This is a genomic window from Candidatus Dechloromonas phosphoritropha (assembly GCA_016722705.1).
GTDB lineage: Bacteria > Pseudomonadota > Gammaproteobacteria > Burkholderiales > Rhodocyclaceae > Azonexus > Azonexus phosphoritrophus.
Genome location: JADKGN010000001.1, coordinates 976,411 through 994,578, shown reverse-complemented (window position 1 = coordinate 994,578; position 18,168 = coordinate 976,411). Strand labels below are relative to the sequence as shown.

Annotated in this window: 15 protein-coding genes and 1 pseudogene; 9 read left to right on the top strand and 7 right to left on the bottom strand. The window is 61.9% G+C overall.

Annotated elements, in window-relative coordinates:
- Position 1 precedes the first annotated feature (1 nt).
- From IPP03_04870 to IPP03_04855, 4 genes are read left to right on the top strand one after another with little or no spacing between them, the layout of a single operon-like run.
- Complete coding sequence (locus IPP03_04870; protein MBL0352021.1) at positions 2-1,027, top strand: efflux RND transporter periplasmic adaptor subunit; 1,026 nt, start codon at positions 2-4, stop codon at positions 1,025-1,027.
- Positions 1,027-2,778 carry an ABC transporter ATP-binding protein gene (locus tag IPP03_04865; GenBank protein ID MBL0352020.1) on the top strand — a complete coding sequence of 584 codons (1,752 nt, stop codon included), beginning with the start codon at positions 1,027-1,029 and terminating at the stop codon, positions 2,776-2,778. Before IPP03_04870 ends, IPP03_04865 begins: the two co-directional genes overlap by 1 nt.
- Entirely contained in the window at positions 2,775-3,908 is a 1,134-nt protein-coding gene (locus tag IPP03_04860; protein MBL0352019.1) for an ABC transporter permease, read from the top strand. Before IPP03_04865 ends, IPP03_04860 begins: the two co-directional genes overlap by 4 nt.
- A complete protein-coding gene (locus IPP03_04855) occupies positions 3,908-5,017 on the top strand; it encodes an ABC transporter permease (GenBank protein ID MBL0352018.1) in 1,110 nt (369 codons plus the stop codon). Before IPP03_04860 ends, IPP03_04855 begins: the two co-directional genes overlap by 1 nt.
- Before the next feature lie 403 nt (positions 5,018-5,420).
- On the opposite strand, the pseudogene IPP03_04850 reads toward IPP03_04855, so the two are convergent.
- From IPP03_04850 to IPP03_04840, 3 genes and pseudogenes are all read right to left on the bottom strand, one after another.
- Positions 5,421-6,377, bottom strand: a pseudogene (locus IPP03_04850) (Fic family protein).
- 71 nt (positions 6,378-6,448) lie between these two features.
- Positions 6,449-8,347 carry a U32 family peptidase gene (locus tag IPP03_04845; protein MBL0352017.1) on the bottom strand — a complete coding sequence of 633 codons (1,899 nt, stop codon included), beginning with the start codon at positions 8,345-8,347 and terminating at the stop codon, positions 6,449-6,451.
- A 4-nt stretch (positions 8,348-8,351) separates the two neighbouring features.
- Positions 8,352-9,185, bottom strand: coding sequence for an SAM-dependent methyltransferase (locus tag IPP03_04840; protein ID MBL0352016.1), 834 nt, complete (start codon positions 9,183-9,185; stop codon positions 8,352-8,354).
- A 112-nt stretch (positions 9,186-9,297) separates the two neighbouring features.
- Between IPP03_04840 and IPP03_04835 the strand changes: the two genes are divergently transcribed.
- Positions 9,298-9,576, top strand: coding sequence for a hypothetical protein (locus IPP03_04835; GenBank protein MBL0352015.1), 279 nt, complete (start codon positions 9,298-9,300; stop codon positions 9,574-9,576).
- A 141-nt stretch (positions 9,577-9,717) separates the two neighbouring features.
- Here the strand turns inward: IPP03_04835 and ettA are convergent, their stop codons facing one another.
- From ettA to IPP03_04820, 3 genes are all read right to left on the bottom strand, one after another.
- On the bottom strand, positions 9,718-11,382 hold the full coding sequence (ettA, locus tag IPP03_04830; GenBank protein MBL0352014.1) for an energy-dependent translational throttle protein EttA: 1,665 nt from the start codon (positions 11,380-11,382) through the stop codon (positions 9,718-9,720).
- 51 nt (positions 11,383-11,433) lie between these two features.
- The gene (locus tag IPP03_04825) at positions 11,434-12,042 is read right to left on the bottom strand and encodes a hypothetical protein (GenBank protein ID MBL0352013.1); all 609 of its coding nucleotides are present in this window, start codon (positions 12,040-12,042) and stop codon (positions 11,434-11,436) included.
- A 193-nt stretch (positions 12,043-12,235) separates the two neighbouring features.
- The gene (locus IPP03_04820; protein ID MBL0352012.1) at positions 12,236-12,829 is read right to left on the bottom strand and encodes a polymer-forming cytoskeletal protein; all 594 of its coding nucleotides are present in this window, start codon (positions 12,827-12,829) and stop codon (positions 12,236-12,238) included.
- A 350-nt stretch (positions 12,830-13,179) separates the two neighbouring features.
- Here IPP03_04820 and IPP03_04815 point away from each other — a divergent pair, with 350 nt between their 5' ends.
- From IPP03_04815 to IPP03_04805, 3 genes are read left to right on the top strand one after another with little or no spacing between them, the layout of a single operon-like run.
- The gene (locus IPP03_04815) at positions 13,180-14,589 is read left to right on the top strand and encodes a HAMP domain-containing protein (protein ID MBL0352011.1); all 1,410 of its coding nucleotides are present in this window, start codon (positions 13,180-13,182) and stop codon (positions 14,587-14,589) included.
- Positions 14,573-15,160 carry a permease gene (locus IPP03_04810; GenBank protein MBL0352010.1) on the top strand — a complete coding sequence of 196 codons (588 nt, stop codon included), beginning with the start codon at positions 14,573-14,575 and terminating at the stop codon, positions 15,158-15,160. The genes IPP03_04815 and IPP03_04810 overlap by 17 nt, the downstream gene beginning before the upstream one ends.
- A complete protein-coding gene (locus IPP03_04805) occupies positions 15,157-16,563 on the top strand; it encodes a sigma 54-interacting transcriptional regulator (GenBank protein ID MBL0352009.1) in 1,407 nt (468 codons plus the stop codon). The genes IPP03_04810 and IPP03_04805 overlap by 4 nt, the downstream gene beginning before the upstream one ends.
- Here the strand turns inward: IPP03_04805 and IPP03_04800 are convergent.
- On the bottom strand, positions 16,560-16,844 hold the full coding sequence (locus tag IPP03_04800) for a biotin/lipoyl-binding protein (GenBank protein MBL0352008.1): 285 nt from the start codon (positions 16,842-16,844) through the stop codon (positions 16,560-16,562). The genes IPP03_04805 and IPP03_04800 overlap by 4 nt on opposite strands.
- A gap of 148 nt (positions 16,845-16,992) precedes the next feature.
- On the opposite strand from IPP03_04800, the gene IPP03_04795 reads away from it, so the two are divergent.
- Positions 16,993-18,117 carry an ISAs1 family transposase gene (locus IPP03_04795; protein MBL0352007.1) on the top strand — a complete coding sequence of 375 codons (1,125 nt, stop codon included), beginning with the start codon at positions 16,993-16,995 and terminating at the stop codon, positions 18,115-18,117.
- The last annotated feature ends 51 nt before the right edge of the window (positions 18,118-18,168 follow it).

Sequence of the window (18,168 nt, the reverse complement as noted above, 5' to 3'; positions counted from 1 at the left end):
CATGAACAAGAAGCTCCTGGCAGTGCCCGTGATCGTAGGGGTGGCGGTGGCTGCCGGCGTGTGGTGGGCTAACGAGGGGCGCCGTGATGCCGGAACCGAACTGGTCCTGCACGGTAATATCGACATCCGTCAGGTCGAGCTAGCCTTCAACGCCAGTGGCCGCATCGACCAAGTGCTGGTGCGCGAAGGGGACCGCGTGAACAAGGGGCAACTGCTGGCGCGGCTCGACACGACGCGGCTGCGGCTCGCCTTGGCTCAGGCCAAGGCGCTGGACGATGCCCAGCTCAGCCTGGTGGCCAAGCTCAAGGCCGGCTCGCGACCCGAGGAAATCAAGCAAGCTGCTGCCGAACGCGATGCGGCCCGCGCAGCCGCCAACGACGCGCACCAAGTCTACCAGCGCCAACTCGAACTAGTGGCGAAGCACTTCGTCTCGCAACAACAAGCCGATAGCGCCAAGAACGCGCTCGATGCGGCGCAAGAGCGTCTCAAGGCCGTAGAGGAAGCACATCACCTGGCGGTACTCGGCCCGCGCAAGGAAGACGTGCTCACTGCCGAAGCGAACCGGACTGCGCAAGATGCCGCCGTGGCCGTCCTCAGCCATGACATCTTGGAAGGCGAACTCTATGCGCCGGATACGGGCATCATCGAGAACCGTGTGCTGGAACCGGGCGACATGGCGTCGCCGCAGAAAACAGTGCTCACGCTGGCGCTGATTGATCCAGTGTGGGCACGCGTCTACCTGCCGGAGCAGGCGCTTGGCCGGATCGCACCAGGAGCGCGGGCAATCATCACCACCGACAGCCATCCGGATCGCAAGGTTGCCGGCTGGGTTGGCTACGTTTCGCCGACAGCGGAGTTCACGCCCAAGACGGTGGAGACCGCCGAGCTACGGACCAGTCTCGTCTACCAGGCACGGGTGTTCGCCTGTGACGGCCAGGAGGTGCTGCGCCAGGGAATGCCGGTCACGGTGACCATCGCCTATGATCAGATGGCATCGACAACCTCGCCTTGCAGCGACGTCAAGTGATGGCCACCGACGCCATTCTTATCGCCGAGGGATTGCGTAAGTCTTTCCAGACTGGTGGCCGGCAGGTCACCGCGCTCGACAGCGTCAGCCTGCGCGTTCGGTCCGGGGTAGTGACCGGCCTCATCGGCCCCGATGGCGCAGGCAAGACGACGTTCATGCGCATGGTCGCCGGCCTGCTCGTGCCCGATGCCGGCAGAATTACCGTGTTCGACCTCGACGCCACGCGCGATGCTCTCCGGGTGCAGGCCGCGCTCGGCTACATGCCACAGCGCTTCGGCCTCTACGAGGACCTGACGGTACTGGAGAACATGGATCTCTACGCCGACCTGCAAGGCGTACCGCGACAAGCCCGCGCCGAGCGCTATGCCGAACTGATGCGCATGACCGGCCTGGCGCCGTTCACCAAACGCTTGGCCGGGCGCCTGTCTGGCGGCATGAAACAGAAGCTTGGCCTCGCCTGCACATTAGTACGAGCGCCACGCCTGCTGCTGCTCGACGAGCCAACCGTTGGCGTCGATCCAGTATCACGCCGCGAGCTGTGGACGATTGTCGACCGGCTGGTGAAGAGCGAAGGCATGAGTGTGCTGTTATCGACCGCCTATCTTGACGAGGCCGAGCGCTGCGCCGAGGTGATCCTGCTCCATGACGGCCGGATACTCGATCAAGGTCCGCCCTCCGCGACCAGTGCGCGTATGGCCGGCCGTACCTGGGCGGTGTCGCGGCCGGGCGTACGGCCCCGTGACTTGCAAGGCGAACTCGATGGCCAGCAGGGCATCGTCGACGTGCTGGTGCAGGGCGAGCATGTGCGGCTGGTGACCGCCGAGCCGCGCCTACCCAGCTCACTTACCCGCCTAGCCGACATTGTCGTGCGTGAAACGCCGCCACGCTTCGAGGACGGCTTTGTCGACCTGCTACGCGAACGCCGGGGAGGTTCGGCGCATGTCGCGGTGATGAATGGCGCACTGCGGGTGGCAGACGCCGCCGCCGATGAGACGGTCATTCGCGTCGCCGGCCTACGCCGCCGCTTCGGCGACTTTTGGGCAGTTGATGGCGTTGACTTCGAGATCCGCCGTGGCGAGATCTTCGGTCTCCTGGGTGCAAACGGCGCCGGCAAGACCACGACGTTCCGCATGCTCTGCGGCTTGCTGCCAGCCAGCGCCGGCCACCTTGAAGTACTCGGCCTCGACCTGCGCCACGCCGCTTCAGCGGCACGTGCACGCATCGGCTATATGTCGCAGAAATTCTCGCTTTACGGCAATTTGAGCGTGGGCCAGAACCTCGAATTCTTCGCCAGCGCCTACGGCCTTACGGGCGCAGCGCGCCAGCGGCGTCTCGACTGGGCGCTGAGTGAATTCGAGCTGGCCGCGTCTGCCGACCAGTTGAGCGCCGACCTGCCACTTGGCTACAAGCAGCGCCTGGCCATGGCCTGCGCGCTGATGCACCAGCCGGAGATACTCTTCCTCGACGAGCCGACCTCGGGCGTCGATCCGCTGGCGCGGCGTGAGTTCTGGCAGCGTATCAACGCGCTTGCTAAACAGGGGGTGACGGTGCTGGTGACCACGCATTTCATGGAAGAGGCCGAATACTGCGACCGTCTGGCGATTATGGCCGCCGGCCGCATCCTGGCCATCGACGAACCGGCGGCGATCAAGGCCCTGGCCAGTAGCGCCGACCGTCCCGACCCAAGCATGGAGGATGCGTTCATCCGGCTGGTCGAGAACTCGAACCCAGCAGTGGCGGAGGCGGCATGAACGGGAAACGCGGGGGCTCGGCAATGCGCCTGCGCGGACTCGTTCGCAAAGAATTTCTGCAGATCGTGCGCGATCCCAGCAGCATTGCCATCGCCTTCCTGATGCCGATTTTCCTGCTCATTCTGTTTGGTTACGGTGTCTCGCTCGATGCAGACAACGTGCCGATCGCGCTGGTGGCCGAGGCACCTTCGCAGGACAGTGCCGAATTCATGGCCGCGTTGCAAGGGTCACATTACTTCGCCCCGCGCGAAATGAGTTCGATGCCGGAAGCGGAGCTGGCACTGCGCGAAGGCGCGGTGAGGGGCATCATCCGACTGCGCGGAACTTTTTCGCGCCATCTGCGCCAGCCGGACGCCGCATCAATCCAGGTCATCGTCGATGGCACTGATGCCAACACGGCGCGCCTGGTCGAAGGCTATGTTGAAGGCGCCTGGAGCAGCTGGTTGGCGGCTTACGCAGCCGGCCAGGGGCAGGAACTGAAGGTGCCGGTCGACCTGAAGCCGCGTATCTGGTTCAACAGCGAGCTGCGCAGCCGCAACTACTTGGTCCCCGGACTGGTGGCGATCATCATGACCCTGATCGGCGCGTTACTCACTGCGCTGGTGATGGCCCGCGAATGGGAGCGCGGCACCATGGAGGCGCTGATGGTAACGCCAGCGTCGATGACCGAGGTGCTGCTCGGCAAGCTGGTCGCTTACTTCGTCCTCGGTACTGGCGCCATGCTGCTCTCGGTGGCAATGGCAGTCTGGTTGTTCGAGGTGCCGCTGCGCGGGTCGTTCTGGCTCCTCTGGGCCTGCTCGAGCCTATTCCTGCTGGCGGCGCTGGGCATGGGCCTGACGATCTCGACGCTGGCACGCAGCCAGTTCGTCGCTGGCCAGATCGCCATCATCACCACCTTCCTCCCGGCCTTCCTGCTCTCCGGTTTCCTCTTCGACATTGGCAGTATGCCGCCGGTCGTGCAGGCGATTACCCATATCGTCGTCGCTCGCTATTTCGTCGCCATCGTGCAGACACTATTCCTGGCCGGCAACGTCTGGTCGGTGATTTTGCCCAATGCGCTGGCGCTCGCCATCATGGCGGCGATCTTCCTTGGCATTACCTGGCGCAAGTCGAGAAAGCGGCTTGACTGATGTGGCAGCGCATTTTAGCCCTCATTTACAAGGAGTTCCTGGCTCTGCTCAAGGACCCGAAGAGCCGCGCCGTGCTGATCGTGCCGCCCCTGATCCAACTGCTGGTATTCGGCTACGCCGCCAGCTTCGATCTCAAGCAGGTGCCCTACGCCGTCTACAACGAAGACCGCGGCGCCGCGGCGCGCGACTTGCTCGCAGGTTTCAGGGGTGCGACGAGCTTCCACCAAGTGGCGGAACTGCATGCCGAGGCGGAGATCGCCCCGCTGGTCGATGCGCGCGAGGTATTAGTGATGATTCACATCGGGCCGAAATTTTCTGCGGACCTCGCGGCCGGGCGGCCGGCGCAACTGCAAGTGATCATCGATGGGCGCAACTCCAACGCTGCGATGATCGCGCTTAACTACGTGCGCAGCATCGTCAATCGTTTCAACGACGACTGGATAGCCGCCCACGGCCAGCAGGGACCACCGGCGCGGCTGGTGACACGCGCCTGGTTCAATCCCAATCTCGATAGCCGCTGGTTCTTCATCCCGGGCATCATTGGCATGCTGACGTTGGTGGTGACCATGCTGGTGACGGCACTAACAGTTGCGCGCGAGCGCGAGCAGGGTACCTTCGACCAGTTGCTGGTGACGCCGTTGCGGCCGAGTGAAATCCTGATCGGCAAGATGGTGCCCGGCGTGGCCATTGGTATCGTCCAGGCTACCGCGATTCTTCTTGTGGCGACACTATGGTTCAAGGTGCCCTTCGTCGGCAGTCTGTCGGCCTTCTATTTCGGACTGACACTATTTCTGCTCTCGAGCGTCGGTGCCGGCCTGCTCATCTCGGCGCTAGCGGCGACACAGCAGCAGGGCCTGCTCGGCGCTTTCCTGTTCATGGTGCCGGCGGTGCTCCTGTCCGGCTTCGCCACGCCAATCGCCAACATGCCGCAGGCAGTACAGATGATCACTCTGATCGATCCGCTGCGCTATTTTCTCGTCATTCTGCGCAAAGTGTTCCTCGAGGGCGCCGGCTTCGGCCTGCTACTTGACCAGTTTTGGCCCATGGCTGTGATTGGTGCCGCCACCCTCACCCTCGCCGGCTGGCTGTTCCGCCATCGCATGCACTGAATAAGGTTGCCCAATCGGTCGCGCAGGAAATCGATGAAGCGCAGCGTTTTAGCCGGCAGCATGTGCGCGTCGATGATGGCGTAAACGGATAGCTGGACCACACCCGAGGGTGACCAGCTCACGCAGGTGCTAATGGCGGTCCGCAAAGTTGAGTTCGCCCCGCGTCCGACAGACCTCTTTGGCCGAGGCCTTGTCAGTCGTCAGTCGATTGGAATGGCTGCTGAACTTCGAAACCTTACGTTGAACCACTGAGACGGTGAATGACAGCAACGAGTCGAATGTGTGAGTTCCCTGGCGTTGGAAGCTGACATTCAGTGAGATTTTTGACTGAACGACTGGTGTTGGTAGGTTGCGGCCCATGACAATCAGATGGCGAATGCCCGCAATCACCGATGTGATGAAGTTACTCAGGCAGATCGCTCAGTTCATAGTTGGTACTGCGCCCACCCGCATCGGCTTTCCGCAGCACGCCGCGCGCCAGCAACTCGTTGATATCACGTAGCGCGGTGTCTGGTGAACACTTGGCGAGGGCAGCCCACTTGCTGCTGGTGAGCTTGCCTTAGAAGCCATCCAGTACCCTGTTGAGCAACGTCGCTTGGCGCTCATTCAATGGCGTGCTCGACCAACGCTGCCAGAAACGCGTTTTGACCAGTAGGGCATCCAGCGTGTGATGAGCTTGATCGATGGCACGGTGCAGGTTGTCCAGAAACCAGGCCAAACACGCCGTGATATCCATCGAACCCTTCTGCGTCCGCTCCAGGATGTCGTGGTAGTCCTTGCGCTCGCGCTGGATCTGCGCCGACGGGCTGTAAAAGCGTTGCGGGCTGCCATTTGCCCGCGCCAGCATCAGATCGCCAACGGCTCGGGCGATACAGCCGTTACCGTCATCGAAGGGGTGCAAAGTGACGAACCACAGATGACTGAGCCCTGACGCATCGTCGCGCCAGGTACCGACGTTGAGCTTTGACAGGCCGGAATATCCGGTGGGAAATAGAGTGGCATGCCAGCTGAACCAAGCGTTCCAGCGATATCGGCGAGTGACTGTTGGCGGTGGCATCGACCACGGCCTTGACGTGCCGGTTGACCGCCATCAGGGCACCGATGTCGACGCCCAGACGGCTGGCGATGGATGACCGCACCGATTGACATTGAGTTGCTCGCTCTCGATCTCACTGGTCTTGACCGCGTCCTCGGTGAGCGCGGTCAAGCTGGCCTGATCACGCAGCGCCATGCCGATATCGGCCAGGCGGCCTAGCAAGAGGCCCTGGGCGCGACCCATGTCCGCCATCAGAGCCGCCAGGTCGAAGCGCTAGGTCGGCCAATCGTTGGCCTGCCAGATGTATTGGTAATCTCCACACATGCAAGTTATGCGCCGCAAAATATGCGGCGATAGATGCTGCCATTCGCTGCATGGCACTTCGGCTATTGTATTCAGCCGCCGGACCCCGGCCGGATCATTCCCAGGCTCAGCTTCACACCCTTCTTCATCTTACCGACGACGTGCATTTCGCAAGCCTTGCAGTCAAATTTGAGGATCAGCTTTTCTTTGCCGTTGATCAGCGTCATCGGGTCCGGTTTCAGGTGTTTCACTTCCTTCGGGCACAGGTTGAAGCTGTAGCGCAGGCAGTGGCGGGTGATCATCAGCGAGACCATGCCTTTTTCGTTGCCGGCCTCGTAGGCTTCGTCAATTAGCTTGATGCCGTGCTTTTCGTAAAATTGCCGGGCCTTGGCGTTGAAGACGTTGCCGAGGTAGGTCAGCTCGTCCTGCGGGTAGGGCGCCGGATCGGCCGCTGGCGTGGCACGCGTTGGGCGCGGGTGGGCTGCGATGCGCGCGGACTCGAGTTTTTCGCTCGCGGCGCGGCGCAGGGCGTTGATAGCGGCGGTCGGCAGGAACCACGCCTGAGACAGTTGCAACTCGACCGGCTGGGCAACGAACATCGTATTGCCGAACTTGCCGAGTTGCTCGCGCAGCGTGGCGGTCGCCCGCTCGGGGTTCTTGGCGACTTCCCGGCCTGTTTTTTCGTCATTTTCCAGGTTGACCGCGACGCTTACGCCGTCTTCATCGGTCAAGGTCAGCCGAAAGCCGTCGGCGGACTCGGCGAAGTCCGGCTGCACGGAAATGTGGCGTTCTGCCGATTCCTTCTCCAGCGCGCGTTCGAAGGCTTGGTCGCGGTTGCGGAAGAGCGTGGTACCGGTGCTTAGTTGTTCCGGCATTGCAGCCGGGAACAGCATCGTGCCGTCCGCCCGGTTGATGCGCATGCCGACCACCTCGCCGTGCGCGTCGTAGAAGCAGACGCCGTCGCCGTTGTGGAATTCACTGGTCGAGTTGATCGTGAAATGCTCGCTGCCAATCTCGGTGACTTCGCCGACTGGTTCGCCGACGAAGGCGGGCGAATCGAAAGCGCCGATGTCGTCCTGGCGATCATTGGCAAAATAGTCAGTGTAGCCGCGGTTGTAGGTTTTGTCCGGCTGCGGGGTGAAGGTGAAGGTGCTGCGACCGGAGGAGGCGCGCTCGAATTCTGGGTGTTTTTCGAGGATGTCGTCAATTAGCGACCGATAGTGTGCGGTGATGTTTTTGACGTAGGAGAGGTCTTTCAGCCGGCCCTCGATTTTGAACGAAGAGACCCCGGCGCGCGCCAGTTCAAGGATGTTTTCGCTCTGATTGTTGTCCTTCATCGACAACAGATGCTGGTTTTCGCTGATTGTCCGGCCTTTTTCGTCGACCAGCGTATAGGGCAGGCGGCAGGCCTGCGAGCATTCGCCACGGTTGGCGCTGCGCCCGGTATGGGCATAGCTGATGTAGCACTGTCCTGAAAAAGCGACACAGAGTGCGCCGTGAACGAAATATTCCAATGCAACAGCAGTTTGCGAGGATATGTTGATAATTTCGTTTAAGTTAAGCTCGCGCGCCAGGACGATCTGCGAGAAGCCTGCATCTTCGAGAAACCTGACCTTGGCCGGGTTGCGGTTATCGGTTTGCGTGCTGGCGTGCAACTGGATCGGCGGCAGGTCCATTTCGAGCAGGCCCATGTCCTGGATGATCAGCGCGTCGGCGCCGGCGTCATGAATCTGCCAGGCCAGGCGGCGGGCGTCTTCCAGTTCGGCATCGTGCAGGATGGTGTTCAGCGCAACGAAGACCTTGGCGTGATAACGGTGGGCGAACGTGCTCAGGCGCTCGATGTCGGCCACCGTGTTGCCGGCCCCATTGCGGGCGCCGAAGGCTGGGCCGCCGATATAGACGGCGTCGGCGCCGTGTTTGATGGCGGCGATGCCGAAATCGGCATTTTTGGCCGGGGCAAGCAGTTCGAGCGGATGGTTCGGGCGTGGCATCGGTCTAGTAGGCAAAGCGCGGCTTCAGGTCTTCAAGATTGAATTCGCGCAGAATGGATTCGGCTCGTTCGTGGGCAATCTGGCGCGGTCGACCGCCATTTATATCCGATTTTGAGGCGATGATCAGTTCATTTTTCAGCGAGTGTTCCCAGCCGACCAGTTCGGTGACCGTGACGTCGTAGCCATGCGCTTCGAGCAGCAGGCAGCGCAGCACGTTGGTCAGATGACTGCCCAGTTCACGGGTATGGATCGGGTGTCGCCACAGTTCGGAGAGTGGTGTTCTGGCCAGCGATTCGCTCTTTTTCGTGCGCAGCGCGGCGGCGACCTCAGCCTGGCAGCAGGGCACGAGAACGACATGGCGCGCATCGCGGGCCAGCGCGAAGCGGATCGCGTCGTCGGTCGCTGTATTGCAGGCGTGTAGTGCGGTGACGACATCTACGCGTGCCGGCAGTTCGGGTGATGCCAGCGACTCCTCGACGGTGCAGGCGACGAAGCGCATACGCGGGAAGTCAAGCCGGGCGGCCAGTTCGCGGGATTTTTCGACCAGTTCCGGGCGGCTTTCGATGCCGATTATTTCTAATGTGGCACGGTCCTTGCTAAAGAGATCGTACAGGATGAAACCGAGATAGGATTTGCCGGCCCCATGGTCGACCAGCGTTTCGGCGCCATCCAACAGCGGCTCGATGAAGTGAACGAGGTGATAGACCTGTTTCAGCTTGCGTCGGGTGTCCTGGTTGAGTTTGCCGTCGCGGGTCAGGATATGCAGTTCCTGGAGCAGTTCGATCGACTGCCCGGGGCGGATTTCCGGAATCGCGACGGCGCTATCTTGCCTTTTCATGGGAGGGAATTATCGCATTCAATCTTCCGTCACTTCCGTGTCAACCGAATCCGCGGAGGGTCGTTATTAGCCTCATGGTCATGCAACACCACACTTCAAACGGAGAAATAAAATGGGCAGTCTGAGCACCGAATCCTTCGCACAGTTCCTTGATTCGCTGAAAAAAGCCGGTATCGCAATCTCCAACGAAGTCCAACTGCGGGAACGCCTGGCCGAGGCCCAGCGCTGGCGCTATGCCTTCCAGACACTGGCGGCCAATGGCAAGATCATCGGCATCTGTTTCGAGGATCACTCGGCAGGCAGCAACGAAGCTGAAATCAGCCGCGCGTTCAACGAATTTCAGTTTCCGGAAAAGACCAGGGCGGTTTTCTCGGCCAACCTCAAGCACTAGATCACAGGTTTCAGCTCTCCGCCATGGCGGAGAGCGGAAAAAAGGACGGGCGCCAGACGGCGCCCGTTCTGCCTTCAGCGGCGGCATTTGCCGCGTCCCGTCTCCCGAGGGGTGGGGTTGCCGGGAGCAGCGGGGCAACAATCAGCGGGTGATCGGCTTGTAGCGGATGCGCTTCGGCTTGGCGCCTTCCTCGCCCAGGCGTTTGCGCTTGTCTTCCTCGTATTCCTGATAGTTGCCGGCGAAGAAATTCCATTTTGAATCGCCTTCGGCGGCCAGGATGTGCGTGCAGATGCGGTCGAGGAACCAGCGATCGTGCGAGATGACTAGTGCGCAGCCGGGAAATTCGAGCAGGGCGTCTTCCAGCGCGCGCAGCGTTTCGACGTCGAGGTCATTGGAAGGCTCGTCGAGCAGAAGGACATTGCCACCGTCCATCAGCGTCTTGGCCAGGTGCAGGCGGCCGCGTTCGCCGCCGGAAAGGTTGCCAACCTGCTTGCCCTGATCACCACCCTTGAAATTGAAGCGGCCGATATAGGCGCGGCTCGGCATCTCGAACTTGCCGATCTGCAGGATGTCTCGGCCCTGCGCCAACTCGTCGAAGACAGTCTTGCTGCCGTCGAGGCAGTCGCGTGACTGGTCTACGTAGGCTATTTTGACCGTTGGCCCGATGACGATCTCGCCGGAATCCGGCTGCTGCTGCCCGGTGATCATCTTGAACAGGGTCGACTTGCCGGCGCCGTTGGGACCGATGATGCCGACGATCGCGCCCGGCGGAACGTTAAACGAGAGTTTGTCCATCAGCAGTTTGTCGCCGAAGGACTTGCTGACGCCACTGAACTCGATGACCTTGTCGCCGAGCCGCTCGCCGACCGGAATGAAGATTTCCTGGGTTTCGTTGCGCTTCTGGTAATCGTGGCTGGACAGTTCATCGAAACGCGACAGGCGGGCCTTGCTCTTGGCCTGGCGCGCCTTCGGGTTGCTGCGCACCCATTCGAGTTCCTGCTTCATCGCCTTCATGTGCGCGTCGACCTGCTTCGATTCGCTCTCCAGGCGTGCTTCCTTCTGTTCCAGCCAGCTCGAATAGTTGCCTTTCCAGGGAATTCCGTGGCCACGGTCGAGCTCGAGAATCCACTCGGCCGCGTTGTCAAGGAAGTAACGGTCGTGGGTGACGGCGACGACGGTGCCGGGGAAGCGGACGAGGAACTGTTCCAGCCATTCAACCGATTCGGCATCGAGGTGGTTGGTCGGCTCGTCGAGCAGCAGCATGTCCGGCCTGGCCAGCAGCAGTTTGCACAGCGCGACGCGGCGCTTTTCACCGCCGGACAGGTGCTTGATGGCGGCATCCCAGGGCGGCAGGCGCAGGGCATCGGCAGCCAGTTCCATCTGATGTTCGGTATCCGAACCGGCGGTGGCGATGATCGCCTCCAGCCGTCCCTGCTCCTCGGCCAGCTTGTCGAAATCGGCATCCGGATCGGCGTAGGCGGCATAGACTTCATCGAGCCTGGCCTGCGCCTGCATGATTTCGCCGAGGGCGGATTCGACTTCTTCCCTGACCGTCTTGTCCGGATCGAGCTGCGGCTCCTGCGGCAGGTAACCTATTGAGACGCCGGCCAGATGCTGCACCTCGCCATCGAATTCCTTGTCGACGCCGGCCATGATCCGCAGCACGGTCGACTTGCCCGATCCGTTCAGCCCGAGCAGGCCGATCTTGGCGCCAGGGAAGAAGGAGAGAGAAATATCCTTGATGATCTGGCGCTTGGGCGGGACGATCTTGCTGACGCGCAGCATGGACATGACGTATTGAGCCATCAATTATTCCCGTTTATTACAGTTAGTTGAAAATGTTTATTAAAGTTGATTCTAATGTCCGACATCGATGATCGCATCGACGACGACCGACGAGCCGGAGAGCAGCAGCACGTCGCCGCCGACACGCACATAACGGTGATGGGGCGGTGGAGGCGGCAGGCGCTGGACCAGATCGTAAGGTAGCGGATAGTAGACGACTTCGCGCGGTAAGGGGTGGCCCCGGTACCATTTCCTGGCCTGACCCGGTGGCATGCAGCCGTTGTGCTGCCTGGCCAGGCCGGGCGGACAGTGGCCACGGCTGAACTCGCCGCCGTAGTAGTCGTTGACGATGTGTCGATCGCTGTCGCCGAAATGGATGATGACCGACGGGCCACCGGGATGGTAATCGCGGCGGGGAGGGTTGCCGTATCCGTAGCCGCGCTCCGGTGGAGGGTTGCCGTAACCCGGGTCGGGATGGCCGCCATAACCGTAGCCGCGCTCGCCCGGGTCGCCGGATCCGTAGACGTAGCCGCGACGGTCATCGTGGTCTTCGCCCTGGCTGTTGCCGTCCTGCCCCTTGCCGTACTTGCCACCCTTGTCGGCGAGGGTGGGTGTGGTCGCCAGCAATGCGCCCAACGCCAGCACGGCCAGACGGGAAATCCGTGAGGTACCTGTTTTCATGAACGTTTGGCCTGAATCGGAGAGCTTGAAGTCTACGAGGCTTGGCCCGGAATGACCAGCCCCGACTTGTGTTCCACTGACGCAAAAAATCCGGCGCCGCTGACGCGGATGCCGGATTTACCGTCGTCCTGTTTGCCCGGAGGCGATTGCGGCCTGAGATCGCGGCCTGGCGCCAGGCCGCGACCGTCGTAAACTATGCCCCGACGGCGCTCAGGGAGGAAACGGTCTCGTTGCGCGCGCGTTGCTGGGGTGACTTCTCGGCCGCAATCGTATTGATGTCGCCGCACAGTTCACCACCCTCATCGACTACCAGCGTGCCATAGCGAATCTTGCCGCTGACCCGTCCGGTGGCATGGATGATCAACTGCGAACGTGCGGTGAGTTCCCCCTCGAACCGGCCGTGAATCTCCGCGATGTCGATACTGACCTTACCGGTGAACGCGCCCTGCTCGGCGATACGAATCACGCGGCTATCCATCGTTGCTTCGACGCGCCCTTCGACGACCAGCGTGTCGCAATCGAGGATCTCGGCCCCCTTGAGCTTGACGTCGGGACCAACGATCAGGCGTGCTTCGGACACGCTGTTTTCAGTGCCAGGCACCGCTTCAGGCGTCACCGGCGCGGGCGTCACCGGCGCCTCGGAAGCGCTTCCGCCCTGGAGCGCGGACCTTGTCGAGAGATCGGCGGCCGGCTGAGTGGCGGGTGTCGTGCCCGGGGTGAGGAAACTGCGGATTTCCTTGCGGACGATCGGCTCGTCACGGACGGAAGGGCCTTGCTTATTGAACATGTGATCTCCTCTGAGTGCGGTTGAAAGTTGAAACACGTTAGCGATTACCGTGCCATGATAAATAAACTGAATAAAAACAATGCAATGGAACGGATAGGTTATCTTGATTCGAGATATTTGCGATCGCTGTTGTCGTGAAATGGCGACAACGATTTCTTGATTCGTTCAATATCTCGGGCTGGCAGGCATTCAGGCTTGTCGGCAAAAAGCGACATAAATTCAACTGCATGATTTACAATCGAAACTGTATCACGGATTTGACCGTATCACTCATTCGCAGGATATGGCGGGTGGCTGCGTTTCAACCTCTTGCCGGCTACACTCATCCCTTTCAAGAAAAATAGTTCTGGATGTTCCGTATCTCATTTCGCCAGGCCATGCTGGCCGGCATCGTGGTGATCGTTGTCCTTCTCGGGGGCACATCGTTGCGTAGTTGGCTGGTGGTCGAGCGCTTTGTAGAACAAAGCCGGATGAATGGCGAACAGGCGCTGCAAGTTGCGGCCTGGATTCAGGAACTGGGGGAACGCACTGTCGATCTCGTGCGCAGCGCCAGGCAGTTTCAGGTATTGCAGGATCCGGTGATCCGGCAGCGCTTCGATGACCATCTCGGACAGGCGCTGGCGATTGTCGATCGCCTCGATACCCTTTCCGCGAAGCCGCTCCGATCCCTGCTTGGCGATTGGCGGGCGCGCGCCGAGGAACTGCGCGTTGGACTCGGTCAGGCGCTGCCGGCGGCCGAACTGGCACCGATCATGGGGGGGCTGGCCGAAATCAACGGCTTGCTGAAGGGAGCAGGACAGCACTGGATCGATACCCGGAACAGCGCACTCCTTACCGAACTGGAGGCCAGCCGGCTGCGTCTCGGCGGACAGATCGGTCTGGCGCTGGCCGGCGTGCTGCTCGTCGTCCTGGCCGTCGGCTGGTGGCTGGTCCGTCCCTTGCACAAACTCGAGCGAGCGATCGCCCGGCTCGGCGAACAGCGCTTCGACGAACCGGTCGAGGTCGGCGGGCCGGCTGATTTCCGGCAACTCGGCCACCAGTTGGACTGGCTGCGGCAGCGACTCGCAGAACTGGAGGCGGACCGCGAGCGGATGCTGCGCCACGTGTCACACGAACTCAAGACCCCGCTGACCGCTCTGCGCGAAGGCGTGGCGCTCCTCCGGGAAGAGGTTCCCGGTCCGCTCGGGACTGCCCAGTTCGAGGTGGTCAGCATCCTTCAGAACAGTGTGATTACCTTGCAGCGCCAGATCGAAGGACTGATCAGCCTGAATGCGGCTGCATTCGACAGCAGCCGCCTGGTCCGGCGGCCGGTCGACATTCGCGCGTTCCTGGCCGATGCCGTCCGTCGCCACGCGTTGCACGGCAAGGCTCGGAACTTGAGCCTGACGGTGGAGGCGCCCGATCTCCATGTTTCCGTCGATCGGGAAAAACTGGCGGTGATCGTCGACAACCTGCTTGCCAATGCCATCGATTTCAGTCCGGAAGGCGGGGAAATCCGCTTGCTGGCGGGTGTGGAAAGCGGCAAGCTGCGGCTGGAATGCGTCGATCAGGGGCCAGGCGTTGCCGACGAAGATGTCGAACGCATTTTCGAGCCTTTCGTTCAGGGTCGAAGAAAGCCGTTGGCGCCACGGCTGGGGAGCGGCGTCGGCCTGTCGATCGTGCGCGAACTGGCGCGTGCCATGGGTGGCCGTGTCTGCGTGCTGCCCAGCCATGTTGGTGCCCATTTCTGCGTGGAACTGCCCAATGACAAGAAAAACTAACCCTCCGCGCGCCGGCTACCGGGCAATGGCCGCCGGCGCGGCGTTGATCGGGCTGCAGCTGCTCGTCGCCGGGTGCGGCCTCATGCCGGCTGCCCCGCCACCATCCACGCCGGCCACCAGTCCGCCGGCGGCGGTGAGCGAGGATGGCGATCCGCTGTCGGCGCTGGCGTACTACCACTCCTTGCAGCGCATGACGCCCACGCAGATCACTCGCGAGCGTCAGGTGCTGGCGGCATCGACGCCGACACCGAACACCCAGGTGCGGATCGCCATGGCGCTCGGATATCCGCGCGGGCAGGACGATCTGGCGCGGGCGCTGATCCTGCTGGAGGCGGTGCTCAAATCGACCGACCCCGCGGCCGTCAGTCTGCAACCGCTGGCGCGCCTGCTGGCCGACAACTATGGCGAGCGCCACAAGCTCGAAGGGCAGCTCGAAAAGCAGAGTCAGCAGTTGAAGGAGAGCCAGCGCAAGGCAGTCGAATTGCAGGAAAAGATCGACGGCCTGGCCGATATCGAACGAACCCTGCCACAGCGTCCGCGGGCCACGCGCCCGGCGGGAGTCGTCAGATGAATCCGGCGGCCAGCGCCAGCGGGGCCCACATCCTCGTAGTCGATGACGACGAGGACATCCTCCGCCTGCTTTCCATCCGTCTGCGCGCCCGCGGATTCCGGGTGTCGACCGCGGCCTCCGCCGAAGAGGCACTGGGCCGCATCGCGGTCGATCCGCCGCGCGCGGTCGTCAGCGACGTGCGTCTTCCCGGGCGCGACGGGCTCGCCCTGTTCGACGAAATCCGCGGCACCTGGCCAACCCTGCCGGTCATCCTACTGACCGCGCACGGCACCATACCCGATGCGGTCGACGCCACTTCGAGGGGTGTTTTCGGCTACCTGACCAAGCCTTTCGACAGCCAGTCACTTCTGGAAAAGATCGACCAGGCCCTGCAACTCTCCGCGCCGGGCAGCGCCGAGAGTTCTGTCGACCTGCTCGCGGTCGCGGGTCAGTCCGAAGAATGGCTCGCCGGCATCATCTTCCGCAGTTCCCGGATGTGCGAACTGATGGCGGAAGCGCGCATGATCGCCGCTACCGATGCCAGCGTTCTGATTCGTGGCGAGAGTGGCAGCGGTAAGGAGGTTCTGGCGCGCGCCATTCACCGCGCTAGTCCACGTGCCAAGGGGCCGTTTGTCGCGATCAACTGCGGGGCGATTCCCGAGCAACTCCTCGAATCGGAGCTGTTCGGCCACGTCAAGGGCGCCTTCACCGGCGCCGGCAGCGCGCGGGGAGGGTTGTTTCAGGCGGCCAACGGCGGCACGCTGCTCCTCGACGAGATCGGTGACATGCCGCTGGCGCTCCAGGTCAAGCTGCTGCGCGTGCTGCAGGAACGCGCGGTGCGCCCGGTCGGTGCGACGCGGACTGAGCCGGTCGATGTCCGCCTGCTGTCCGCGACCCACCGTGATCTCGATGCGGCGATGGCCGAGGGACAGTTCCGGGAGGATCTCTACTACCGACTCGATGTCGTTTCGCTCACGTTGCCGAATCTTGAAGAGCGACGTGAGGACATTCCCCTGCTGGCGGCCTATTTCGTTCACCAGGTTGCCGCCAGGTACGGCAAGCCGATCCACGGCTTCGCGCCGGATGCGCTGGAGGCTCTGGCGACGGCCGCCTGGCCGGGCAACGTGCGGCAACTATACAATGTCGTCGAGCAGAGTTGCGCGTTGACCGCGACGCCCCTGATTCCGCTGGCGCTGGTGTCCCGCGCCCTGCGCAAGCCGCCGCTCGAGGCATTGAGCTATGGCGAGGCCAAGCTGCGCTTCGAGCGCAAGTACCTGGTCCAGTTGCTCAAGCTGACCGAGGGCAACGTTGCCGACGCCGCTCGCATCGCCGAGCGCAACCGCACCGAGTTCTATCGCCTGCTGCAGAAATACGATCTGACTCCGGGAATGTTCAAGAACGGCGGCAACCCCGCGCCCGACTAGCCGGCAGGGTCGGGTCGGGCGGGTTCCAGGGTTGCCAGGAGCGCTCCCTTGTCAACCGTATCGCCCTCCGCGACATGGATAGCCACAACCCGCCCGGCGGCCGGCGAGGGAATATCCAGAGCCACCTTGCCGGTCTCCAGTATCAGCACGTTGTCGTCGCGCGCGATGACGTCGCCGACTTTCACCAGCAATTCCAAGACGAAGACATCGCCGCTGGCGCAGGAGCCGCAGCTTTGCCAGCATTCCGGGTATTTTGGCATCCGGACGAAAATGGAACCCATGGCCCGCGTTTCTCAATGAAGACAGGGCTATTGCATACGCAGATATCGTAAACCCTGCTGGAAAGTTGTTTAGTGTCAGTGAGTTATGACGGGGGCTTGTGGACTCGGTCGGAATCAGGTCTACTCTCGACTTTTGTCGGGAATGGAAATGACACTGACGGAAGTATTTGTTGGTCTGGATGATCCTCGCACCGGGCCTGCGCAGCGGCACGATCTGACGGAAATGATCCTGATGGCGCTGTGCGCAGTGTTGTGCGGAGCGGATAGTTGGGTGGATGTCGCCGAATGGGCCGAGGACAACGAGGCTTGGCTGAAGCAGCACCTGGTTTTTGAGCACGGCACACCGTCCCATGACACTTTTGGCCGGGTATTCCGCCTGCTGGATGCCCAAGTATTCGAGACCTGTTTCCGTGAATGGATCAGTGGCCTCATCGGCGTTGTGGCGGGGGTAGTCGCCATCGACGGCAAGACCGCCTGTGGTTCCCGGGATGGCCATAACAGCGCGCTGCACACGATCAGCGCTTACGCCACTGCCAGCGGCTTGTGTCTGGCCCGGGAGCATACCCGTGGCAAGGGCAACGAGATACCCGCCATCAAGGCGCTGCTCGACACACTGACCCTCAAGAGATGCATCGTGACGATTGATGCCATCGGTTGCCAGACCGAGATTGCCCGGAAGATTCTCGACGAGGGCGGGAATTATCTGCTGGCCGTCAAGGATAATCAGGAAACCTTGGCGAATGCCTTGCGAGAGTTCTTTTCTGATGGCGAGACAGCCGGCTTCGGCACGCTGCCGGTTGATCGATTCCAATCTGTCGAGAAGAACCATGGCCGCATCGAAGCCCGACGGGCGATGTGGGTCACGAACCTGTCCTGGCTGGACAAGAAGTTCCAGACACACTGGCCAAAACTCGCTGGCGTCGGCATGATCGAGCGACAGCGGGACATCAACGGCACGCTTTCCAAGGAGCGCGCCTTCTACATCGGCAGCAAGGGCGTCACCTCCGCAGCGTCTTTTGCCAACGCAGCACGCAGTCATTGGGGTATCGAGAACAGCCTGCATTGGGTGCTCGATGTCACGTTTCGAGAGGACAACTGCCGTGTCCGCAAAGACCACGCGCCGCATAACTTCGCCACCCTGCGCAAGTTCGCCCTTGCGTTGCTACGCCAAGATACTCAGTACCCCAAGCGCAGTTTGCGCTCCCGCCGAAAAACCGCAGATCGACTCCCAAAATATCGGGCCTCATTGCTCGGCCTCTCTCCTCAAGAGTAAATGCGTTTGCCCTGTCAATGAAGACTTGCATTCTACGGCCTCATCCGTATA